Annotated in this window: 12 protein-coding genes; 3 read left to right on the forward strand and 9 right to left on the reverse strand. The window is 70.8% G+C overall.

The window, feature by feature from the left end; translation table 11 throughout:
• Window positions 1–6: 6 nt before the first annotated feature.
• Entirely contained in the window at window positions 7–1,212 is a 1,206-nt protein-coding gene (dxr, locus tag ACZ56U_RS30995) for a 1-deoxy-D-xylulose-5-phosphate reductoisomerase (protein ID WP_469087365.1), read from the reverse strand.
• A 334-nt stretch (window positions 1,213–1,546) separates the two neighbouring features.
• On the reverse strand, window positions 1,547–3,478 hold the full coding sequence (locus tag ACZ56U_RS31000; RefSeq protein WP_469087262.1) for an acyl-CoA dehydrogenase family protein: 1,932 nt from the start codon (window positions 3,476–3,478) through the stop codon (window positions 1,547–1,549).
• A gap of 592 nt (window positions 3,479–4,070) precedes the next feature.
• On the opposite strand from ACZ56U_RS31000, the gene ACZ56U_RS31005 reads away from it, so the two are divergent.
• Both ACZ56U_RS31005 and ACZ56U_RS31010 read left to right on the forward strand, forming a co-directional pair.
• Window positions 4,071–5,084 carry a LacI family DNA-binding transcriptional regulator gene (locus tag ACZ56U_RS31005; protein WP_469087263.1) on the forward strand — a complete coding sequence of 338 codons (1,014 nt, stop codon included), beginning with the start codon at window positions 4,071–4,073 and terminating at the stop codon, window positions 5,082–5,084.
• A 177-nt stretch (window positions 5,085–5,261) separates the two neighbouring features.
• Window positions 5,262–7,310 (forward strand): glycoside hydrolase family 31 protein, encoded by a 2,049-nt coding sequence (locus ACZ56U_RS31010; RefSeq protein ID WP_469087264.1) that lies wholly within the window; start codon window positions 5,262–5,264, stop codon window positions 7,308–7,310.
• A gap of 124 nt (window positions 7,311–7,434) precedes the next feature.
• Here ACZ56U_RS31010 and ACZ56U_RS31015 read toward each other — a convergent pair whose 3' ends face one another.
• The 7 genes from ACZ56U_RS31015 to ACZ56U_RS31045 all read right to left on the reverse strand — a co-directional run bounded on the left by ACZ56U_RS31015 (window position 7,435) and on the right by ACZ56U_RS31045 (window position 18,491).
• Entirely contained in the window at window positions 7,435–8,160 is a 726-nt protein-coding gene (locus ACZ56U_RS31015) for a glycoside hydrolase family 12 protein (protein WP_469087265.1), read from the reverse strand.
• A 38-nt stretch (window positions 8,161–8,198) separates the two neighbouring features.
• The gene (locus tag ACZ56U_RS31020) at window positions 8,199–10,514 is read right to left on the reverse strand and encodes a glycosyl hydrolase family 95 catalytic domain-containing protein (protein WP_469087266.1); all 2,316 of its coding nucleotides are present in this window, start codon (window positions 10,512–10,514) and stop codon (window positions 8,199–8,201) included.
• Window positions 10,511–12,478, reverse strand: a complete 1,968-nt coding sequence (locus ACZ56U_RS31025; protein WP_469087267.1) for a beta-galactosidase — start codon at window positions 12,476–12,478, stop codon at window positions 10,511–10,513. The genes ACZ56U_RS31020 and ACZ56U_RS31025 overlap by 4 nt, the downstream gene beginning before the upstream one ends.
• The gene (locus ACZ56U_RS31030; protein ID WP_469087268.1) at window positions 12,478–14,691 is read right to left on the reverse strand and encodes a 1,4-beta-glucanase; all 2,214 of its coding nucleotides are present in this window, start codon (window positions 14,689–14,691) and stop codon (window positions 12,478–12,480) included. The genes ACZ56U_RS31025 and ACZ56U_RS31030 overlap by 1 nt, the downstream gene beginning before the upstream one ends.
• Before the next feature lie 124 nt (window positions 14,692–14,815).
• On the reverse strand, window positions 14,816–15,751 hold the full coding sequence (locus ACZ56U_RS31035) for a carbohydrate ABC transporter permease (RefSeq protein ID WP_469087269.1): 936 nt from the start codon (window positions 15,749–15,751) through the stop codon (window positions 14,816–14,818).
• Window positions 15,748–16,773 (reverse strand): ABC transporter permease, encoded by a 1,026-nt coding sequence (locus ACZ56U_RS31040; protein WP_469087270.1) that lies wholly within the window; start codon window positions 16,771–16,773, stop codon window positions 15,748–15,750. The genes ACZ56U_RS31035 and ACZ56U_RS31040 overlap by 4 nt, the downstream gene beginning before the upstream one ends.
• A 26-nt stretch (window positions 16,774–16,799) precedes the next feature.
• Entirely contained in the window at window positions 16,800–18,491 is a 1,692-nt protein-coding gene (locus ACZ56U_RS31045; protein WP_469087271.1) for an extracellular solute-binding protein, read from the reverse strand.
• 329 nt (window positions 18,492–18,820) lie between these two features.
• Between ACZ56U_RS31045 and ACZ56U_RS31050 the strand changes: the two genes are divergently transcribed.
• Window positions 18,821–21,655: a glycoside hydrolase family 3 C-terminal domain-containing protein gene (locus ACZ56U_RS31050; protein ID WP_469087272.1), complete on the forward strand. Its 2,835-nt coding sequence runs from the start codon at window positions 18,821–18,823 to the stop codon at window positions 21,653–21,655.
• The last annotated feature ends 200 nt before the right edge of the window (window positions 21,656–21,855 follow it).

A 21,855-nucleotide genomic window follows, 5' to 3' on the forward strand; every position in this document is an offset into this window, starting at 1 on the left:
GGGTCGTCATGCACGGGCCTCCGCCGTCTGTGCTGCCAGTTCCCGGGCCCGGGTGCGCGCCCAGGTCTCCGCTTCGAGGACGTCCGACACGGTGAGTGAGGTTCCCGTGACGGGCGTGCCGTGTTCGTCCACCACGCGGGTCACGGTCTCCATGATGCCGTTGAACGGCAGCGCGCCGGCCCGGAAGGCCTCCACGCACTCCTCGTTGGCGGCATTGAACACCGCCGGGGCCGTGCCCGCGAGCTGCCCCACGTGTCTCGCCAGGTCGACCGAGGGGAACGCGTCGTTGTCGAGCGGGAAGAACTCCCACGTCGACGCCTTGCTCCAGTCGAACGCGGGGGCCGCGTCGGGGACGCGTTCCGGCCAGCCGAGGCCGATGGCGATCGGCCCGCGCATGTCGGGGGGCGTCGCCTGGGCGATCGTGGATCCGTCGGTGAACTCAACCATCGAGTGGACATACGACTGGGGATGCACGACCACCTCAATGCGGTCGAAGGGAATGTCGTAGAGGAGGTGCGCCTCGATGACCTCCAGGCCCTTGTTGACGAGGGTCGCGGAGTTGATCGTGATCACCGGCCCCATGGCCCAGGTGGGATGGGCGAGGGCGTCCTCGACGGTGACGTTCGCGAGTTCCTCCTTCGTGCGGCCGCGGAAGGGGCCGCCGGAGGCCGTGACGACCAGTTTCCGTACGTCCGCGCGCGTGCCGGAGGCCAGCGACTGGAACAGTGCGGCGTGCTCGGAGTCGACCGGGATGATCTGTCCGGGCTCGGCGAGGGCCTTGACCAGCGGGCCGCCGACGATGAGCGACTCCTTGTTGGCGAGCGCGAGGGTGCGGCCCGCCTCCAGGGCGGCGAGGGTCGGGGCGAGGCCGATGGAGCCGGTGATGCCGTTCAGCACGGTGTGGCAGTCGGAGGCGGCGACCTGGGCGGCCGCGTCCGGTCCGGCGAGGATCTCCGGGAGCGGCTCGCCGGCGCCGTACCGGCTCGTCAGGGCCTCGCGCAGTTGCGGTACGACGTCCTCGCGGGCGACCGCGACGGTCCGCACCCCCAGCCGGTGCGCCTGCTCGGCGAGGAGGGCGACCCGGCCGCCGTTGGCGGACAGGGCGGTGACCCGGAAGCGGTCCGGGTTGCGCAGCACGAGGTCGATGGCCTGGGTCCCGATCGACCCGGTGGAGCCGAGGATCACCACGTCCTTCGGACCGTCGCCCGCCACCGGGTCGTAGACGAGGTGCGGGTCGGCGAGGGCACGGACCGGGAGCCCCGTCGTCCGCCCGGAGGGCGGGCCTTGCGGCGTCAGGTGCGTGCTCTCGGCGTGCCGGGCGTTGACCCGCGTACTGGATGTACTGGGGTCGGCGCCCGGTGCGGTGAGAGTGCGTGCGTGGCGTCGCGGGGCAGGCGGGGCTTCCGGCCCGCGCCCTCGGGGGGCTGGACTGTCGCTCATCCCCCCATTGTTGCCGTAAGGACGGCGTGTGAGGACAGCGCGTCCCCCGAAGGGGGTTCACCGGAACCTCCGAGCGAGCCTCCTGGGGCGGGCTGTCATGGGCGGGTCAGCGGATCGGGCGGTGGACGTTCTCCCGTTCGCTCGGGCCGGGGGTGGCGTCGGCGATCCAGGGGCCCTCGCCCGAGGGGTCGACGATGCCGTGCTCCAGCCACTCGTAGGTGCCGGACATGACACCCTTGACGACCTTGCGGTCGAGGTCGTCGGTGTTGGTCCACAGGCGGCCGAAGAGTTCCTCCACGCGGATGCGGGACTGGTGGCAGAAGGCGTCGGCGAGTTGGTAGGCCTGGCGGCCGTGGTCCTCGGTGGTGCGCAGGAGTTCGGCGCGGACGCAGACCGCGCTCATCGCGAAGAGTTCGGCGCCGATGTCGACGATCCGGCCGAGGAAGCCCTGCTTGGTCTCCATGCGGCCCTGCCAGCGGGACATGGCGTAGAAGGTGGAGCGGGCGAGTTTGCGGGCCGTGCGCTCGACGTACCGGAGGTGGACGGAGAGGTCCACCTCGCGTTTGAACTCGCTGTAGGAGTTCGGGAGCTGCCCCGGGCCCGCCACCAGTTTCGGGAGCCACTTCGCGTAGAAGACGCCTGCCTGGGCGCCTGCCTTCGCCTTGTCCGAGAGGGACTTCTCCGGGTCGATCAGGTCGCCGGCCACGGAGAGGTGGGCGTCGACGGCCTCGCGGGCGATCAGCAGGTGCATGATCTCCGTCGAGCCCTCGAAGATGCGGTTGATGCGGAGGTCGCGCAGGACCTGTTCGGCCGGGACCGCCCTCTCACCGCGGGCCGCGAGCGAGGCCGCTGTCTCGAAGCCGCGGCCGCCGCGGATCTGGACCAGTTCGTCGGCGATGAGCCAGCCCATCTCGGAGGCGAAGAGTTTGGCGAGAGCGCCTTCGATGCGGATGTCGTTGCGGTCCTCGTCGGCCATCTGGCTGGAGAGGTCCAGTACCGCCTCCAGGGCGAAGGTCGTCGCCGCGATGAAGCTGATCTTCGCGCCGACGGCCTCGTGCTGGGCGACCGGCTTGCCCCACTGCTCGCGGGCCGCGGACCACTCGCGGGCGATCTTCAGGCACCACTTGCCGGCGGCGACGCAGGAGGCGGGCAGGGAGAGGCGGCCGGTGTTGAGGGTGGTCAGCGCGATCTTGAGGCCGGCGCCCTCCGGGCCGATGCGGTTCGCCGCGGGGACCCGGACCTGGTGGAAGCGGGTGACGCCGTTCTCGATGCCGCGCAGGCCCATGAAGGCGTTGCGGTTCTCCACGGTGATGCCGGGTGAGTCGGTCTCGACGACGAAGGCGGTGATGCCGCCCTTGTGGCCCTCGGACCTGGGCACGCGGGCCATGACGACCAGCAGGTCGGCGACGACGCCGTTGGTGGTCCAGAGCTTGACCCCGTCGAGGACGTAGTCGTCGCCGTCGGGGACGGCCGAGGTCGCGAGCCTGGCCGGGTCGGAGCCGACGTCCGGTTCGGTGAGGAGGAAGGCGCTGATGTCGGTGCGGGCGCACCGGGGCAGGAAGGCCTCCTTCTGCTCCTGGGTGCCGAACAGCTTCAGCGGCTGGGGGACGCCGATCGACTGGTGGGCCGAGAGCAGGACGCCGATCGCGGGGCTGGCGGAGCCCGCGAGGGCCAGCGCCTTGTTGTAGTACACCTGGGTGAGGCCGAGGCCGCCGTACTTGGTGTCGATCTTCATGCCGAGGGCGCCGAGCTCCTTGAGGCCGGCGATGACCTCGTCGGGGATCCGGGCCTCGCGTTCGATCAGCGCGCCGTCGACCTTGGTCTCGCAGAAGTCGCGGAGCCTGGCGAGGAACTCCTCCCCGCGCCGGGCGTCCTCGTCGGGCGGCATGGGGTGGGGGTGGATGAGGTCGAGCCGGAAGCGGCCGAGGAACAGTTCCTTGGCGAAGCTGGGCTTGCGCCAGTCCTGTTCCCGGGCCGCCTCCGCGACCTCGCGGGCCTCACGTTCGGTGACGACGGGCGTGTGTTGTGCTGCGGACATGAGGGCCACCTCACCGCGAATCGGGATCATGGTTACCGACCGGTGCTACCCGATCGTATGTACCCGATACCGAGCGTGCCCACCACCCCTGGGACGCGTCCGTTCAGCCGATGTGGACGGAATACGCCTTGGTGTCGAGGCGTCCGGTGCCCTTGCAGACCTCGGTGCCGGACTCGATGCCGGAGACGTATGTGTCGTTGCTCGGCAGTTGCGCCGGACGAGGGCCTGGGTGAAGCCGTCGAGGTCGAGCGTGGCCCTGGTCGTGTGGGTGCGGCCGACGAAGGAACACGGACATTGTTGTTGACGTAGTACGTGCCGAGCGTGATCGTGTCGAGGTCCGTGCATGTCTTGCTCCCTCCGGTGGGCGCCGGCCGGTCAGAGGTGGGCGTCGGTGGTTCGGGGCGGGGCCCGGTAACCTCACGGGAGTCCGCCCCCGGAAAAGAGCCGTCGGGAGGCCCGCCCCAACTTGATGTCGAAGCGCTTCGACAACCTATGGACACCCACCTTCGCTGAGGCTACTGTCGAACCACCCTCACCCGCCCGTATTCGCACTGCGCACTGTCGAAGCGCTTCACAAAGCTTGGAGAGCTGGATGGTCACCCTCGCCGAGGTCGCCCAGCACGCCGGAGTCTCGGCGAGCACGGTGAGCTATGTCCTCAGCGGCAAGCGGTCCATCTCCGGTGCCACCCGGCAGCGGGTGGAGCAGAGCATCCGCGAGCTGGGCTACCACCCGAACGCGGGCGCCCGCGCCCTGGCCAGCAGCAGGTCGAACATCATCGCGCTGATGGTCCCGCTGCGCACCGACATGTACGTGCCGGTGATGATGGAGATCGCCATCGCGGTGGCCACCACGGCCCGGCTCCACGGCTACGACGTCCTGCTGCTCACCGGCGAGGAGGGCCCCGACGCGGTGCGCCGGGTCACCGGCAGCGGGCTCGCCGACGCGATGATCCTCATGGACGTCGAACTCGACGACGAGCGGCTGCCGTTGCTGCGCGGCACCGACCAGCCGTCCGTGCTCATCGGCCTCCCCGCCGACACCTCCGGACTCACCTGTGTCGACCTCGACTTCCGGGCCACCGGCGCGCTCTGCGTCGAGCACCTCGCGATGCTCGGCCACCGCGACATCGCTGTCATCGGCGAGGCCCCGGCGGTCTACGAGCGGCACACCGGCTTCGCCGAGCGCACCCTGGACGGACTGCGGTCGCGGGCCCAGGAGTTGGGCGTACGACTGCTGCACCGGCCGTGCGAGGGCGGGTACGACGCGATGGCGGTGACCCTCGCCCGGATCCTCGACGAGCGCCCGTCCACCACGGGCTTCGTCGTGCAGAACGAGTCGGCCGTCGAACCGCTGCTCGCCCTGCTGCGCCAGCAGGGCCGGGCCGTGCCCGAGGACGTCTCGGTGCTCGCGGTCTGCCCCGACCAGGTCGCCGTGCAGGCCTCGGTGCGGCTGACCTCGGTCGCCATCCCCGCGCAGGAGATGGGCCGGCACGCGGTGGAGCGACTGGTCGCCAAGCTCGACGGCCACGGCAAGGACGAAGTCGTGCTCATCGCACCCGAGTTGACGGTCCGGGCGAGCACGGGCCCGGCGCCGTCGGCGCACTGACGCACTTCTGCGCACCCTGTTTCCGCAGCCCGCTCCGCACGATCTCCCCGCACCGAACTCTCCGCACCGACCTTCCTGCACCGAACCCTCGGCACCGACCTCCGCACCGATCTTTCTGCACCGAGCAGCCCCCGCTGGGGTACCACCTGTCTCCACTCGCCTCCAGGAGCACACCTCGTGACTCAGCATGCCGAAAATCAGCCCCAGCAGGGCGCTGTCAGCCTCGCCCAGTCCTCCCCCACCGTCGGCACGTTCCGCGAGCGGGACGGCGCCCTGGAGTGGAGCGGCCGCCAGGAGACCCTCCGTATCGAGCCCTGGGGGCCGGACGCCGTCCGGGTGCGTGCCCGGCTCGGCGGCCCGATCCTCGAGGAACTGCCCGGCGCCCTGCTGGACACCCCGCCGCCCACCGAGAGCTCGGTCAAACTGGGCGACGGTGAGGCCCAGTTGACCGTGGGGGCCCTGACCGTCCACCTCGACGCCGAGGGCCTGGTCCGCTATCTGCGCACCGACGACTCCAGCGAGCTCCTGTCGGAGGCCCGCGCCCACTTCTGGTGGCCGGGCTCCCGGCTCTACACGGCCGTCGGCAACGGCCACCACCGGCTGGAGCAGCGCTTCGCCGCGTACGACGACGAGAAGCTGTACGGCCTCGGCCAGCACCAGCACGGGCGCCTTGACCAGAAGGGCCTGGTCCTGGACCTGGTGCAGCGCAACGCCGAGGTCGGCATCCCGGTGCTGACCTCCAGCCGCGGCTACACGCTGCTGTGGAACAACCCGGCGATCGGCCGCGTGGAACTCGCCCACAACGGCACCCGCTGGGTGGCCGACTCGGCCCGGCAGATCGACTACTGGATCACCGCGGGCGCCCCGGCCGACGCCCAGCGCCGCTACTCCGCCGCGACCGGCCGGACCCCGATGATGCCGGAGTGGGCGGCGGGCTTCTGGCAGTGCAAGCTGCGCTACCGCACCCAGGACGAACTCCTCGCCGTGGCACGGGAGTACAAGCGCCGGGGGCTGCCCATATCGGCGATCGTGTGCGACTTCTTCCACTGGACACACCTGGGCGACTGGAAGTTCGACCTCAGTGAGTGGCCCGACCCCGCGGCGATGGTGCGCGAACTGGAGGAGCTGGGCATCAAGTTGGTGGTCAGCGTCTGGCCGTCGGTGTCCCCGCTGAGCGAGAACCACCAACTCATGGAGCAGCGCGGGTACTTCATCGGCACGCAGTACGGTCCGATGGCGCACGCCGACTGGCCGGACAAGGAGGTCGCCTCCACCGTCCAGGTCGCCTTCTACGACGCCACCAACCCCGAGGCCCGCGACTTCATGTGGTCGCGCGTCCGGGACAACTACCTGACCCCGTACGGCATCACGGCGTTCTGGCTGGACGCCTGCGAGCCGGAGCTCAAGCCGGGCTTCCCGGAGAACCTGCGCTACTGGGCGGGCCCGGGCCTGGAGGTCGGGAACAGCTACCCGGCGGAGAACTCCCGCACCTTCTACGAGGGCCTGCGGGCCGAGGGCGAGGAGGTCATCACCCTCAACCGCTCGGCGTGGGCGGGCAGCCAGCGCTACGGCGCCGCCCTGTGGTCCGGCGACATCGGCACCGACTTCCCCACCCTGCGTCGCCAGATCGCGGCCGGTCTCAACACCGCGCTCTCCGGCATTCCCTGGTGGAACACGGACATCGGCGGCTTCCACGGCGGCGACCCGGACGACCCCGCGTACCAGGAGGTCATGGTCCGCTGGTTCCAGTTCGGCACCCTGTCCCCGCTGATGCGGCTGCACGGCTTCCGCGACCCGGGCATGCCGCTGGGCCCGGAGATGACCGGCGGCCCCAACGAGGTGTGGTCGTACGGCGAGGAGGCGGGCGCGATCCTGGAGCGCTACCTTCGTCTGCGTGAGCGCCTGAAGCCGTACGTGCTGCGGGTGATGCGGGAGGCCCACGAGGAGGGTCTGCCGCCCATGCGCCCGCTGTTCCTGGAGTTCCCGGACGACTCCGCGACCTGGACGGTGGACGACGCCTACCTCTTCGGCGGCGACCTGCTGGTGGCCCCGGTGCTGACGGCGGGCGCCACGGTCCGCACGACCTATCTGCCGGCCGGCGCGACCTGGACGGACGCGTGGACCGGGGAGACGTACGAGGGCGGTACGACCGTGACGGTCGACGCCCCCCTGGACCGCATCCCGCTGTTCCTGCGGGACGGGGCGCGCCTGCCCGTAGCGGAGTAGGCACGCCGGTGCGGCCGGTCCCGCATAGGGGAGGGGACCGGCCGCACACGCAGGTGGACGGCAGCTCGGATGTGCCGGGGGCGGGGCCGCGCGAGGGTTTTCGTGCGTGGCCCCGCTCCGTCGGTCAACTGCTGCTGACGGTGAGGTTGTTGGTGGTGAAGTCCAGGCCGCCGGAGGAGCTGGTGATCTCGTAGCCGAACTGGACGTCGCCGATGGTCTCGCTGCTCGACATCCAGCGCTTGGTGCCCGCGATCCAGGTGAGGATCGGCTTGATGTTCACGGTGCCGGAGCTGGAGTCCGAGGTGCGCAGGAAGGAGAACACCTCGTTGGCGCCGTTGCTGCCCTTGTAGACGTTCCAGGTGTGGCCGCCCAGGGTGACGGAGCCCTGCGAGGTGCCGAGCGGGCCGACCGCCCCGTTGTAGTTGACCCAGAGCATGATCTCGTAGTCGTAGTCGGTGTCCCAGATGTCGTACGACGTGTTGTACGCGCCGGACGACGGGACGCTGACGTTGTAGCTGCTGGTGAGCGAGCCGAGGGAGGCGATGGTCTTGTTGACCACCTTCTTGGCGTTCGGGTAGGACTTGATGCCACCGGTGTTGGGGTGGTTGGCCCAGACGCCCCAGTTGGTGCCGGAGTTGGCCCAGATGCACTGGCTGCCGGCGCCGGAGCCCCAGATGTTGTTGTAGAGCGTGTAGCCGTTCAGGCTCGTGCTGCTCCACTGGTCGCAGGAGTTCCAGACGGCGGCGGAGGCGGGGGCGGAGGCGAGGCCGACGGTGGCGCCGAGGGCCATCGCCGGGGCGAGCACGGCCATGGTGACCTTGCGGAGGGTGTTCTTCCTGCTCTGTGCCATGGTGTCCCTTCCATGGGTGGGGGGAATCGTGGGGGTGACTACCACGCCCCTAGCATCAGGACGTGGTCCTCCCCGGCGACGAGGTCGAGCTCTCGCGCGCCGGAGGAAGTCCGGAGTTCGACGCGATGACTGCGGGTGGGGCGCAGTACCGCGGTCGCTTCGTGTGGGTTCCAGCTGAGGTCGAGCTCCGCCCCGAACCGGGTGCGCAGGCCCGTGACGCGTCCCGACGGACAGACCGCGGGCACCGCCGGCAGCAGCACCAGCCGGTCCGGGGTGGACTGCGCGAGCGCCTCGACGAGCACGGCCGGCAGGGTGTGCGCGGCGTCCGCGTTGTAGACGTCGCGGTTCGGGTAGTGGGCGCTCATCAGGGAGGTGTGGAAGAAGTCGCCCTTGAGGACCTGGCCGAGCGCGTGCCCGACCCGTTCCCCGTCGCGCAGCCGGGCGGCGATCAGGGCGTGGTGGAGGTGGCCGTGGGCGGAGTCGTTCTCGGCGCCGCGCAGTTCGAGGGCGCGGGCCGCCGCGGTGGCGAGGTCCGGGGTGTCGTACGGGGTGATCTCGTCCAGCGGCCAGACGCCGTAGAGGTGGCTGAGGTGGCGGTGGTCGTAGGTGTCGTCGAGGCCGGGCCAGGCCCATTCGGCGAGGGCGCGGTCCGCGTTGACCCGGTGGGGCGGGAGCCGGTCGGCGAGGGTGCGCCAGCGGTCGGCGTCCGGGGTCCCGGGGTGGTAGGCGGCGGCCGTCAGCAGCGCGTGCCGGGCCGCCGAGAGGTCCATGGCCGCGTTGATCGCGCCCCAGCTCGCGTTGGCCGGACGGTTCTCCGGTGAGTAGGACGGGACGACGACGACCTGCCCGTCGGCGTCGGTACGGGTGAGGAAGTCCTCGTAGAACCTGGCGACTTCGGCGAGGGCGGCGGCGGTGCGCGGGTCGCGGGCACCGCGCGTCTCGTCGTGGTCGACGAGCGGCTTGAGCAGCCAGTCGGCCCCGGCCGTCCACAGGTGCAGCGGGTACTCGCGGCTGAAGTGGTACGTCAGTCCGGACTCACCGTCGCTGTGCGGCGGGGCGACGATCCCGCGGGCGCCGAAGATCGTGCGGGCGTTCTCCCGCCAGTCGGGCAACTGGCCGTGGATCAGGGCGGCGTGGGCCTCGGTGACCTCGGGGAGGGCCGCGGCCGCCGCGGAGGCGGTCTGGAGGTTGAGGTTGGCGTCGTTGGTGAACGCCCCCGCCCAGGCCGTGTCCCAGTCGCCGGTCCACAGGCCGGTGAGGCGGGGCGGGAACAGGCCGCTGGCGGAGAGCAGGTGGTAGCGGCCGGCGGCGAAGAGGCGTTCCAGGAGGGCGGGGCTCTCCGGGCGGGCCAGCAACTCCGAGCCGGGCAGGGCGCGTTCGGCGGGGTCGGCGGCCAGGTCGAGGGTGACGCGTTCGTAGGCGGTGCGGTGCAGGGCGGTGTGCGCGTCCAGCAGGGCGGCGTGGTCCGGGCCGAGGTCGCGCAGGGCGCGGGCCTGCTCCATGACGTCCAGTTCGCCGGTGTGCCGCTGGACACGGGTCAGCAGCAGGACGGACCGGGCGCCGGTGACGCGCAGCCCGGGGGGCGTGAGGGTGACGGTGCCGCCGGTGACGAGGACCAGGGTGATGCCGGTGTAGGCGCGGTCGCTGCCGGGGTAGCGGGCGCGCAGGGTGAGCAGGGCGCCCTCGGGGGTGAGAACGGCGCCGTGGCCCACACCGAGGTCCTTGGGGGCGCCCGGGAGCCGGTGGTCCAGGGCGATGTCGAGGTCACCGGCACGGACCTGCTGGACGATGACGTCGTCGGCGCGGGAGACGAAGACGCGGCTGGACCAGCCGTCGTGCTCGGTGTGGACGACTCCGGTGGTGAAGGCGACGGAACGGACGTAGCGCGCCCCGCCTCGATCCGCCCTGCCTCCATCCGCCCCACCTCGATCCACCCCGCCCCGATCCACCCCGCCCCGGTCCGCCCCGCCCGTGCGGCCGTCGGACGTGCGGCCGTCGGACATGCCGCGCAGCCGTATCTGGAAGGCCGGGTGGAAGGGCTGGACCCACTGGAGGGCGCGGCCGTCCGTGAAGCTCTCCGCCGCGTCCCGCTCACCGGCGAGCAACCGGTCCTGGAGGGCGGGGAGTTCGGCGGCCAGGCGGGGCGGCCGGGCGTGCTCGGCCCCGTTGGGGCGGACGAGGGTGTGATGGGTGACGATGACACGCTCGTCCTTCGGCTCACCGAACACAAGAACCCCGTGACGGCCGTTGCCGCTGAGGAAGCCGTCCTCCCAGCGGGTGGCGGGCCGGGGTTCCCAGGTGCCGTGCACCACGCCGGTGTCCGCGTTCACGGGCACGCCGATGTCCGCGTTCATGGGCGCAGCACCACCACGCCGTACCGGTCCAGGGTCAGCTCGTCCGTGACCGTCGTCCCCGTCAGCAGATCGCGGTGGGTGCCGGGCACCTCGACGGTCACGGCGTCACGGGAGTGGTTGAGGACGAAGAGCAGGTCGCCCCGCCGTACGGCCTCGACGCTCGTCGGCAGCCCGTCCAGCACCGGGCGGACACCCGCCTCGGCGGCGAACCGGGCGAGCAGGGCGCGCAGTTCGGGCCCCTCGGGCAGGGTCGCGAGGTACCGCGTCCGTCCCTTGCGGAGCACCGCCGGCAACCCGTCGAGCTCGCCGCCCTTGAACGCGGCCTCCGCCACCGCGTCCTCGTCCTTCTGGATCTCCTCCGACCACAGCGTCCCCCGGAACCCGTCGCAGTCGACGCTCTCCCCCGCGTCCAGCGGCCACCACTCGTGCAGGGTGCGGATGCCGAAGAGCTCCCTCAGGCGCGCGTCCATGCCGCCGGGGCGTACCCGGTCGTCCTCGTCGGCGATCCCGGTGAGGAAGCCGGACACGAGAGTGCCGCCGCCCCGGACGTACGCCAGGAGGTTGTCGATCGCCGTGTCGCTCAGGGAGTACAGCTGGGGGACGACGATGAGCTTGTACGCGGAGAGGTCGTGCTCGGGGTGGGCGAAGTCGGTGGCGAGGTGCGCCTCCCACAGGGCCCGGTGCCATGTGGTGAGGACCTGCGCGTAGTCGACCTCGGTGGAGAGCCGGCCCTCGTGGGCGCCGGCCCACCAGGAGTGCCAGTCGTGCAGGATCGCGATGTCGTTGTTCGTGTGACGGCCCGTCACCTCGGGTGAGATCCGCGCGAGTTCCGCGCCCAGCCGCTTGACCTCCTGGTAGGTGCGCCCCTCCGCCCCCGCGTGGCTGACCATCCCGGAGTGGAACTTCTCCGCGCCCTGGCGTGACTGCCGCCACTGGAAGTAGCAGACGGCGTCGGCGCCGCGGGCGACGGCCTGGAGGGACCAGAGCCGGTTCAGGCCCCGGGGCTTGGGGTGGTTGACGCCCCGCCAGTTGACCGGACCGGCCGCCTGTTCCATGAGCATCCACGGCCCGCGGGCCTGCGAGCGGGTCATGTCCTGGACGAGCGCGCCGGCCTGGGCGCCGAAGGGGTCCCGGGGGTCGGGGTAGAGGTCGACGGAGACGATGTCCTCCTCCCGCGCCCACCGCCAGGCGTCCTGGCCGGCCCACAGCGGCATGAAGTTGGTGGTGACCGGCAGGTGCGGGGAGTGCCGTCGCACGATGTCCCGCTCGGCCAGGAAGCACTCCAGGAGCATGTCGGAGGTGAACCGCTTGAAGTCCAGCACCTGGGCGGGGTTCTTGAGGTAGTGGGCGTGCCGCGGCGTGTGCACCTCGGCCCAGTCGCCGTAGCCCTGGCTCCAGAAGGCGGTGCCCCAGGCCTCGTTGAGGGTGTCGAGGGTGCCGTACCTGCCGCGCAGCCAGTCACGGAAGCGGGCGGCGGCCTCGGGGCCCCAGTCGTAGGTGCAGTACTCGTTGTTGATGTGCCACATCGTCAGGGCCGGGTGGCCGGCGTAACGGGCGGCGAGGTCCTCGGTGATGGCGGCGGCGTACCGGCGGTAGACGGCGCTGGAGTGGGAGAAGTGCTGGCGGCCGCCCCACCACTCGGTGCGCCCGTCCTGGTCGACGGGGAGGGTGTCGGGGTGCAGGTGGCCCATCCAGGGCGGCGGCGAGGCGGTGGGGGTGGCGAGGACGACACCGATGCCGTTCTCGTGCATCAGGTCCATCAGCCGGTCCAGCCAGCCGAAGTCCCGCTCCCCGGGCCGGGGTTCGAGCTTCGCCCAGGAGAAGACGCCGAGGGTGACGGAGTTGACCCCGGCGTCCCTCATGAGCCGGACGTCCTCGTGCCAGGTCTCCTCGGGCCACTGCTCGGGGTTGTAGTCGCCGCCGAACAGCAGGCGGCCGTCGGTGACGGTGCTCAGGTCGGGCATCAGACGGGCTCCCCGTACTGGATTCCGCGCCCGTTGGTGCCGAGGTAGACCCGGCCGTGGACGCGCGGATCACCCGTGATGACCTCACCGGTCCAACCCCACTGATGGCGGTCGTCGTTGATGCGCACCCAGCTCCTGGCCTCGTCGTCCGAGCGGTAGACGGCGGTGATGGTCCCGGTGGAGCCGACCATGTAGATCGCCGGGTAGTCGGCGCCCTTGGCGGCCTTGCCGAAGCCGAGGGTGTACGAGGCCTCGCAGCCGGCCACCTTGGCGAAGGTCGCCCCGCCGTCGGTGGACCGGTGGAGCCCGTTCCCCTTCACGCTGAGCCAGAGGTCACCGGAGCGCCCGGGCGCGGCGACCAGCTCGAACTGGCTGTCCCCGGAGGGCAGTCCGGTCGCACGCTCGCTGAAGGTGAGGCCGCTGTCGGTGCTGGCGACCAGCGTGCCCGTGGCGGTGTCGAACGCGTAGAACAGGGTCGGGTCGGCCGGGTCGGCGACCGGCGTGGCGCCCTTGGGGAAGGACGGGACCTCGCTCCAGGTGGCCCCGTTGTCGGCGGAGCGGTAGGCCGGGTACGTGCTGCCGTCCCAGTGCGCGAAGACCCACAGCAGCACGCTGCCGTCGGCGTTGGTGGCGATCGGCCCGGGCGCGTCCTTGGCCAGGGAGGGCTGGGTCGCGAAGGGCGCCCAGGTCCGTCCGCCGTCGCGGGAGTACGCGCCGTTGCCGTGGTCACCCCACCCGGTGCGCACGACGTACGCCGGTTTCCGCGTGGCCTGCGCGAGTCCCGTCGCCGTCCCGAACACGGGGTTCGTGGCCATGCCGCGCGAGGGTGAGGCGGTGAGCCGCTCGTGGTACATCACACCGATGTCCCCGAGCCCGCTGATCAGGTGCGCCTGCCCGACCGGGGGCGAGATCAGCTGGCGTACGGCGGTCTCCTCCAGGCCGCGGATCTGCGGGGCCCAGTGCTTCAGGTCCCGGGTGCCGTAGAGGGTGGCGCCGGTGCCGTAGACGATGTGCCGGGAGTCGTACGGGTCGAGCGCCAGCGCCTGGATCCACCAGCCGAACTTGGGCTTGTCGTTGCCCCAGGCGAGATAGGGGGTCTCGGACACGTCGAGGACGGCGGAGTCCTTCAGCGAGGTCCAGTGGCGACCGCCGTCGGTGGAGCGGAACACGGTGTCGACCTCGGACCAGCGGTTGTTGGTGGAGACGACGAGGGTGCCGGGTCTGCGGGCGTCCACGGCGACGCCGCCGTAGCCGAAGCTGTCGGAGGACCCGTCGCTCGTGGTGCCGCCGGGCTTCACCGGGGTCACCTCGGTCCACTTGCCGTTGGCGGTGCACAGCTTGTGCACACTGCCGTCGGACTGCCCGTTGGGGCCGGGCGCGTTGGCGTACGTCACGTACAGCTCGCGGGTGTTCTTGTCGTACGCCGCCCGGATCGGCACCTTCGCGGCCGTCCCGGAGGGCTGCCCGGGCACCGCCTCCCACCTCGTGCCGTCGGCGGTGCGGTACAGGTTGGCGGTGGTGCCGTCGGAGTCGCCCCAGCCGGCGTAGAGGGTGCGGCCCGCGGCGACGAGCAGGGTGACGCCCTGCCCGGAGGCGCTCGGGGTGCCGGGGAACCCGCTGACGGCGGCCCAGGTGGCGCCCCGGTCGGTGGACCTGAGCAGTCCGTCGTGCCGGGTCCCGAGCCACAGGGTGTCGCTGTTGCGGGGGTCGACGAGCAGCCGCTCACCGCACCCGCGCCCGTCCTCGTTGGCCCCGAGCTTCACGGTGAGGTCGGTCCGGGTCCAGGTGGCGCCGCGGTCCTCGGAGCGCAGTACGGCTCCGTTGCCGGCCCACGACTGCGCGTAGGTGCCGAGCGAGAGATAGACCCGGTTCGGATGGGCCGGGTCGACGGCGATGGCCTCGACACCGAGGAGGTTCCAGTCGTCCCAGCCGAGGTGGTCGGTGAGCGGGACCCAGGCGGAGGCTTTGCTGTCCCATCGGTAGGCCCCGCCGATGTCGGTACGGGCATAGGCGAGCCCGCGGACGGCGGGGTGGAAGAGCACGCCGGTGACGAAGCCGGTGCCGCCGATGAAGACGTTGCGCCAGCGATAGGAGGCGGCGCCGGCCCTCTCGGCGGCATGCGCACGGCCCGGCAGCAGGGGAACGGCGGTGAGCGCGGCGGCGGCCGCGGTACCGGCAAGAACGACACGACGGCTCGGGTTGGACGCAGACATGACACACCTCGATCTACAGGCAAGGGGGAGTGGAGAAACCTCAGGGGCGCGGGGAACCGCGCGGCCAGCCACGACAAACCCGCAGCCGCCGCACGGCAGAAGCACCCCACCGATCAGGCGCGACTCAACCCTTCACCGCGCCCGTCAACATGCCCTTCTTGAAGTGCCGCTGCACGAACGGCGAGAGCACCGCGACCGGCAGCAACGCCATCACCATGACCGCCATCTGCACGGCCAGGCCCGACAGCTGACCCGTCTTGATCGCCTGGCCCAGTCCGACCGGGGCCTCCTGCTTCTGCACGAGCTGGATCATGACGTTCTGCAGCGGCATCATGTCCTGGTCGTTGAGGTACAGGGACGCGTTGAACCAGGCGCTCCAGTACCCGACCGCGTAGAACAGCGTGATCACCGCGAGGACGGCCCGGGACAGCGGGATGATGATCTGCCACAGGATCCTGAGGTCCCCGGCCCCGTCGATCCGCGCGCTGTCGGTGAGTTCCGGCGAGATTCCCATGAAGAAGCCGCGCAGCACCAGGATGTTGAAGACGCTGATGGCACTCGGCAGGATCAGCGCGAGATAGCTGTCGGTCAGGCCGAGGGTCTGCACCAGCAGATACGTCGGGATGAGTCCGGCGCTGAAGAACATGGTCGCCAGCAGGATCATCAGGATCCACCGGTGCCCCACCGACCCGGACCTGGACAGCCCGTACGCGCAGAGCACGGAGACGGTCATGGAGAAAGCGGTGCCGACCAGGGTGACCAGGATGGAGATGATCGTCGCCCGGGTCACCTGCCCGCCGCTGAGGAGTTCCTGGTAGGCGATGAAGGTGATGTCCTTCGGCACCAACACCAGTCCGCCGGCCTCGTCGATGGTCTTGCGCGAGGAGAGGCTGGTGACGGCGACGATCCACAGGGGGAACAGGATGGCGAGGCAGGCGATGCCCAGCACGAGCCCCTTGCTCGCCAGTCCGGCCTTGGAGGGCTTCTCCTCCCAGACCGGCCGGGGCGGCGCGGCCCAACGGCCGGGTTTGCGTACGGGTTTGTCGATCACGGCGGTCATTTCTTGTACACCCCCTGCTCGCCCATGAGATGGGCCACCTTGTTCGCGGCCAGGACGAGGCCGATGCTGATGACGCCCTTGACGAGGCCGGCCGCGGCCGCGTAGCCGAAGTCCTGGTTGCGGACGCCGTTCCACCACACGAAGGTGTCCAGCACTTCCGCGGCGCCCGGTCCGACGGCGTCTCGTTGGAGGAGGATCTGCTCGAAGCCGACGGTCAGCGCGTCGCCGACGCGCAGCACCAGCAGCAGGGCGATGACCGGGCGCAGCGCGGGCAGGGTGACGTGCCACATCCGGCGCCACCGCGAGGCCCCGTCCATGGCGGCGGCCTCGTAGAGGTCCGGGCTCACGGAGGCCAGTGCGGCGAGGAAGACGATGATCCCCCAGCCCGCGTCCTTCCACACCCCCTGCGCGGTGATCAGGAACTTGAAGGTGCTCGGGTCGGTCATGATGTTGATGCCGTCGTAGCCGTGGTCGCGCAGCAGCTGCGAGAGCAGCCCGGCGCCACCGAGCAACTGCTGGAAGACCGCGATCACCAGCACCCACGAGAAGAAGTGCGGCAGATAGAGGACGGCCTGCGCGAACGCCCGCACCCGGGGCCTGACCACGCTGTTGATGAGCAGCGCGAGCAGGATCGGGATCGGGAAGAACAGCAAGAGCTGGAGGAAGAACAGCACCAGGGTGTTCCGGACGGCCTGCCAGAACGCGGAGTCCGCGAAGATCCGGTCGAAGTTCTCCAGGCCGACCCAGGGGCTGTGCAGCATGGACACGACGCCGTTGTCACTGATGTACGGGTCGTAGTCCTGGAAGGCGACCACGTTGCCGAGGATCGGCACGTAGTTGAAGAGCAGAACCAGCACGACGGCCGGCAGCGTCATCAGGAGCAGGACGCGGTCGCGTCTGAGCCTGAGCCTGAGACTCAGCTTGCCCGAGACGGGTTTTCCGGGGGTGCCGCCGGACGCGTCCGGGGACTTCTCCGTCGTGTCGGCCTCGGTCCTGCTCCGAGGCACTGTGCTGTGGGACACGGCCGTTCTCCTTGCCTCGGTAGGGGTCAGCCGGCCGCGGAGCCGTTCTCGTCGAGGATCTGCTTGTACCAGTCGCGCAGCTTGTCGCCGCCCTTGCTCTTCCAGTCGGAGACGGCCTGCTGCATGTCGCTGATCTTCTTGCGGCCGCGGACGATGTCGTCCTCCAGCTGCTCGAAGTCGTTGGCGAGGTTGGTGTAGCGGCCCGGCTCGGTGATCTGCATGCCCCAGAAGGAGGACTTCTTGGCGAAGGCGCCCATCCGCTGCTGCCACTCGACCTGGCCCTTGGCGACCTCGGGGAAGTCGGGGTGCGCGGTGGTCGGGGCGGGGCTCGCCACCATGACGTAGGCGTTCATCACGTCGAGGTTGCCCTGGTCGGTCTTGGTGGGGACGCCGTCCTTGACGGTGTAGTGGGTGCCCTCCACACCGTAGTTGGTCATCATGTACTCCTTGGTGCCGTACGGCGCCGCGGTGACGTTGGCGACGGCGAGCACGTCGCGGACGACCGACTCGGAGGCCTTCTTGTTGACGAAGGCGAAGATGCCTGCGGGCTGTTCGGCCCACAGGACCGGGGTGCCGCCGTCGTGGCCCCAGAGGTCCATGCCCCAGATCTTGAAGCCCGGGTTCTGGATCGCCTGTTCGGCGGTGCGGCCCCACCACTGCGAGATGTTGTTCGGGTAGATCAGGAACTCGCCCTTGGCGAACTTGGGGCCCGGGTCGGGGGCGTTCTTGCCCAGCGCGGAGTCGGGGTGGACGACGCCGGCGGCGAAGAGCTTGCGGGACCACTCCAGGGCTTCGAGGAACTCCTCGGTCTCGATGCGGTTGATCATCTTGCCGTCGACGAGGTTCCAGCCGAGCGGCTTCTCGGCGCCCGAGAGCACTCCGAAGGCCTGGAAGGCGGTCCACTTCATGTCGAGGCACGCCCACCGCCTGGCCCGGGCGTTGGTGATCTCCTTGGCCAGGGCCATGAACTCGTCGCAGGACTTGGGGACTTCGTAGCCCTCCTTGTCGAAGATGTCCTGCCGGTACAGGGGCACCATGGAGGGGGCGGACGGCGCCGGCATCGGCAGGCCGCGCAGCTTCCCGCCGAAGATGGAGCGCTGCCAGGCGCCGGTCGGGATGGCCGCGAGGTTCGGGTAGTCCTTGACCCCGTCCCCGGAGAGGTAGGGGCCGAGGTCGGCGAACTTGCTGATGATGGCGCTCGGTATCTTGCCGCCCATGATCCAGCTGGGGACGACCACCACGTCGGGGACCTCGCTGGAGGCGAGGACCGCGCCCAGCTTCTGGTCGTAGGTGTTGCCGTCCTGGTTCTGCCAGCGGACGTCGACGCCGATCAGGTCGTTCATCGCCTTGTAGTAGGCGTTGCCGGCCTTGGGCGGGGAGCCCCAGAACGGCGACATGATGGTGACCCGGCCGCCCTTGCCGAGCTTCTTGGGCACCGAGGTCTTCAGGCCGGTCAGGTCCAGCTTGCTGGTGAAGCCGACCGGGGAGCCGTTCTTGGACGGGATGTCCGGCGTGACGACGTTGCTCGCCACATACGCCGGCAGGATCTTCTTCGCGTCCTTGCTCGACGTGGTGCCGTCACGCGAGTCGCTGTCCGACCCGCCGCAGGCGGCGAGCAGCGGCATCCCACCGGCCACCGCTGCGGTGGCGACCGCCGAGGAGGCGAGGAAGCTTCTCCGGCTCGGTCCGGAAGCGGCGGAGGAGGCGTTCGGCGTCATTGCGTCAACCCTTCGTGGCGCACCAGGACACCCGGCGGTAGAGCCGTCGGCTGTGGTGTCTTGAGTGGAACTGGCTGAGCTGAAGCGATGCTCCGACGCGTTCGGTTGAGCGACCGTAGTCGAAGCGCTTCGATGTTGCTGTGAGGTTAAGTGAAGCCCTGTGGGTGCACAAGGGTCGTTCCCAATATTCCTCCGAGGCGCGAGGGGCGACCTTTTCTTATGCACTGCTTGAAGTCGGGGCGCAGGTCTCTTGACACCCACCCCCGAGTCCAATGAGCATCGAAGCGCTTCGAAAGCGCTCCGCAGCTCCACTCCAAGGGGATCCCCAGGTGACCGCACAGACGCCGCCCACGCCGCCTTTCCGCGATCCGCAACTGCCGTTCGCGAAGCGCATCGACGACCTGTTGTCGCGACTGACCCTCGATGAGAAGACCGCGTTCCTGCACCAGTTCGCGCCCGCCGTGGATCGCCTCGGCATCGCCGCCTTCCGCACCGGCCAGGAGGCCCTGCACGGGGTGGCCTGGATGGGCCCGGCGACGGTGTTCCCGCAGGCGGTGGGCCTGGGCGCGACCTGGAACCCGGATCTCGTGCGCAGGGTCGGCGAGGCCGTCTCCCAGGAGGTGCGCGCGATGCGGGCCCGCGACGACCGCGTCGGCCTCAACGTCTGGGCCCCGACCGTCAACCTGCTGCGCCACCCCCTGTGGGGCCGCAACGAGGAGGGCTACTCGGAGGACCCGAAGCTCACCTCGGCGATCGCCGTCGCGTACACCCGGGGCCTGCGCGGCGACCACCCGACGTACTGGCGCACCGCGCCCGTCCTCAAGCACTGGCTCGCCCACAACAACGAGACCGACCGGGCCACCTCGTCCAGCTCGGTCCGTCCGCGCGTGCTGCACGAGTACGATCTGCGCGCCTTCCGTGAGACCGTCGAGGCGGGCGCGGTGGCCGGTGTGATGCCCGCGTACAACCTGGTCAACGGCCGCCCCAACCACGTCTCCCCGTACCTGCGCGAGCACCTGCGCACCTGGACCGAGGAGGACCTGCTGGTCTGCTCGGACGCGGGCGCGCCGTCGAACCTGGTCGACCACGAGCACTACTACGACACCCACCAGGAGGCCACGGCCGCCTCCCTGCTGGCCGGCGTCGACAGCTTCACCGACCACGGCACGGACAGCTCGCAGATGATCGGCCGGATCAAGGGGGCCCACGCCCAGGGCCTGTTGACCGAGGCCGACATCGACGCGGCGGTGCGCCGCCAGCTCTCGGTCCGCTTCCGCCTCGGCGAGTTCGACCCGCGGGACGACCCGTACGCCCGCACCGCCGACTTCGACACCCCGGCCCACCGCGCCCTGGCGCAGGAGGCCGCCGAGCAGTCGGTCGTGCTGCTCCGCAACGACGGCGTGCTCCCCCTCGTCGCCGACACCCGGCTCGCGGTGGTCGGACTGCTCGCCGACGAGTGCAAGCTCGACTGGTACAGCGGCACGCTGATCCACCGCTCCACCCCGCTGGAGGGCCTGTACGAGCGGTTCGGCACCGACCGCGTGCAGTTCGCCGAAGGGGTGGACCGGGTCCGGCTGAAGACCTCGGACGGCACCTTCCTGTCCGTGCCCGAGGCGGACGTCGAGGACGCGGTGCGCGGCGCCGAGGGCGCCCTCGACCCGGCCCTGCTCGCGGGCCGCACCGATCTCCCGCCGCTCACCACCGACCCGGTCGGCACCGAACTCGCCCTGGTCGACTGGGGCGAGGGCGTCCTGACCCTGCGCGCGCCGGACGGCCGCTATGTCTCGGTCGCCGAGGACGGCGCTCTGCGTGCCTCCGCCGACCAGCCCGGAGGCTGGGTCGTCCAGGAGACGTTCCGGCTGGAACCCCACGGACACGGACACCTCCTCAGGCACGTCGGTACGGGTCGCCACGTCTCTGTCGGCACCGACGGAGTAAAGGTTGCCGACGAAAACGCGGAAATCTTCGAGCTGATCATCGCCGAGCGCGGCGAGGACGCGGTGGCCAGGGTCGCCGCCGAGGCGGACGTGGTCCTGGTGGTCGCTGGGAACGACCCGCACATCAACGGCCGCGAGACCGAGGACCGCACGACGCTCGCGCTGCCCGGGCACCAGGAGCGGCTGCTGCGCGCGGCCCGCGCCGCCAACCCGAACACCGTGCTGGCGCTGGTCTCCGCCTACCCCTACGCCTTCGAGCCCGGCCCCCTGCGCGCGGCACTGTGGACGGCGCACGGCGGCCAGGCGGCCGGCACCGCGCTGGCCCGGGTCCTGGCCGGCGACGTGTCCCCCGCGGGCCGCCTCCCGCAGACCTGGTACGCCGACGACGCCGACCTGCCGGACCTGCTCGACTACGACGTCCTCGGCGGCCGCCAGACCTACCTGTACTACGAGGGCACCCCGCTGTACCCCTTCGGCCACGGGCTGTCCTACGCGTCCTTCTCCTACGCCGACCTGAGGTCCCGGGTCTCGGACAAGGCGTTGCACGTCTCGTTCACGGTCACGAACACCGGGGACGTGCCGGCCGACGAGGTGGCCCAGCTCTACACGCGCGCCGCGGACCCCTCGGTGCCGCGTCCGCGCCGCGAGCTGACGGCCCACGAGCGGATCGCCCTGACGCCCGGCGAGACGAAGGAACTCTCCTTCGAAGTCCCCCTGGCGGCCCTGGAGTTCTGGGACGTAGCGCACGGCCGGTGGCGCCTGGAGCCGGGCCCGTACGAGCTGTTGGTCGGCGCCTCCAGCGAGGATGTGCGGTTGCGCACGACGGTGGTGCTGGAGGGCGAGCCGGGCGGACCGCGGCCGGTCGTCGAACGCGGCCTGGACGGGGCCGACTTCGACGAGCACAGCGGCGTCGCGATCGTCGACCGTACGAAGACGGCGGGGGACGCGGTGACACCGGCGCACGCCGGGACGGCCGAACTGGTCTACCGCGCCTGCGACTTCGGGACGGGGGTCAGCGAGGTGACGGTGACCGTGGCCGGCGAGGGCACGGTGGAGGTCTCGCTCGACGGCACCCCGGCGTCGGCGGCGCTGTCACCGGCGGCGCCCACCTCGGGACCGTACGACTATGTGACGCTGCGCGCCCCGCTCACCGCCTCCGGCGTGCACGACGTCCACCTCAGGCTGCGGGGCCCGTTGCGGCTCGCGCACGTCGGCTTCTCCGGTTGAGGGTCCGGAGAAGACCGGCACAGTGAAGGGGCCCGGCACCGGAAGGCATCGGTGCCGGGCCCCTTCGGGTCAGCGAGCCGGCGTCGCTGCCGCGACCTTACCTGAAAATGGTTCCCATTAGCTAGGGGGTCGCGAGGAGACCGCCGGCCGCCGTGACGACGGCCGGAGCCCCCGCACAGCGGGCTCCGGCCGTCGGTCCT

This window comes from Streptomyces sp. NPDC034103 (genome assembly GCF_055575395.1).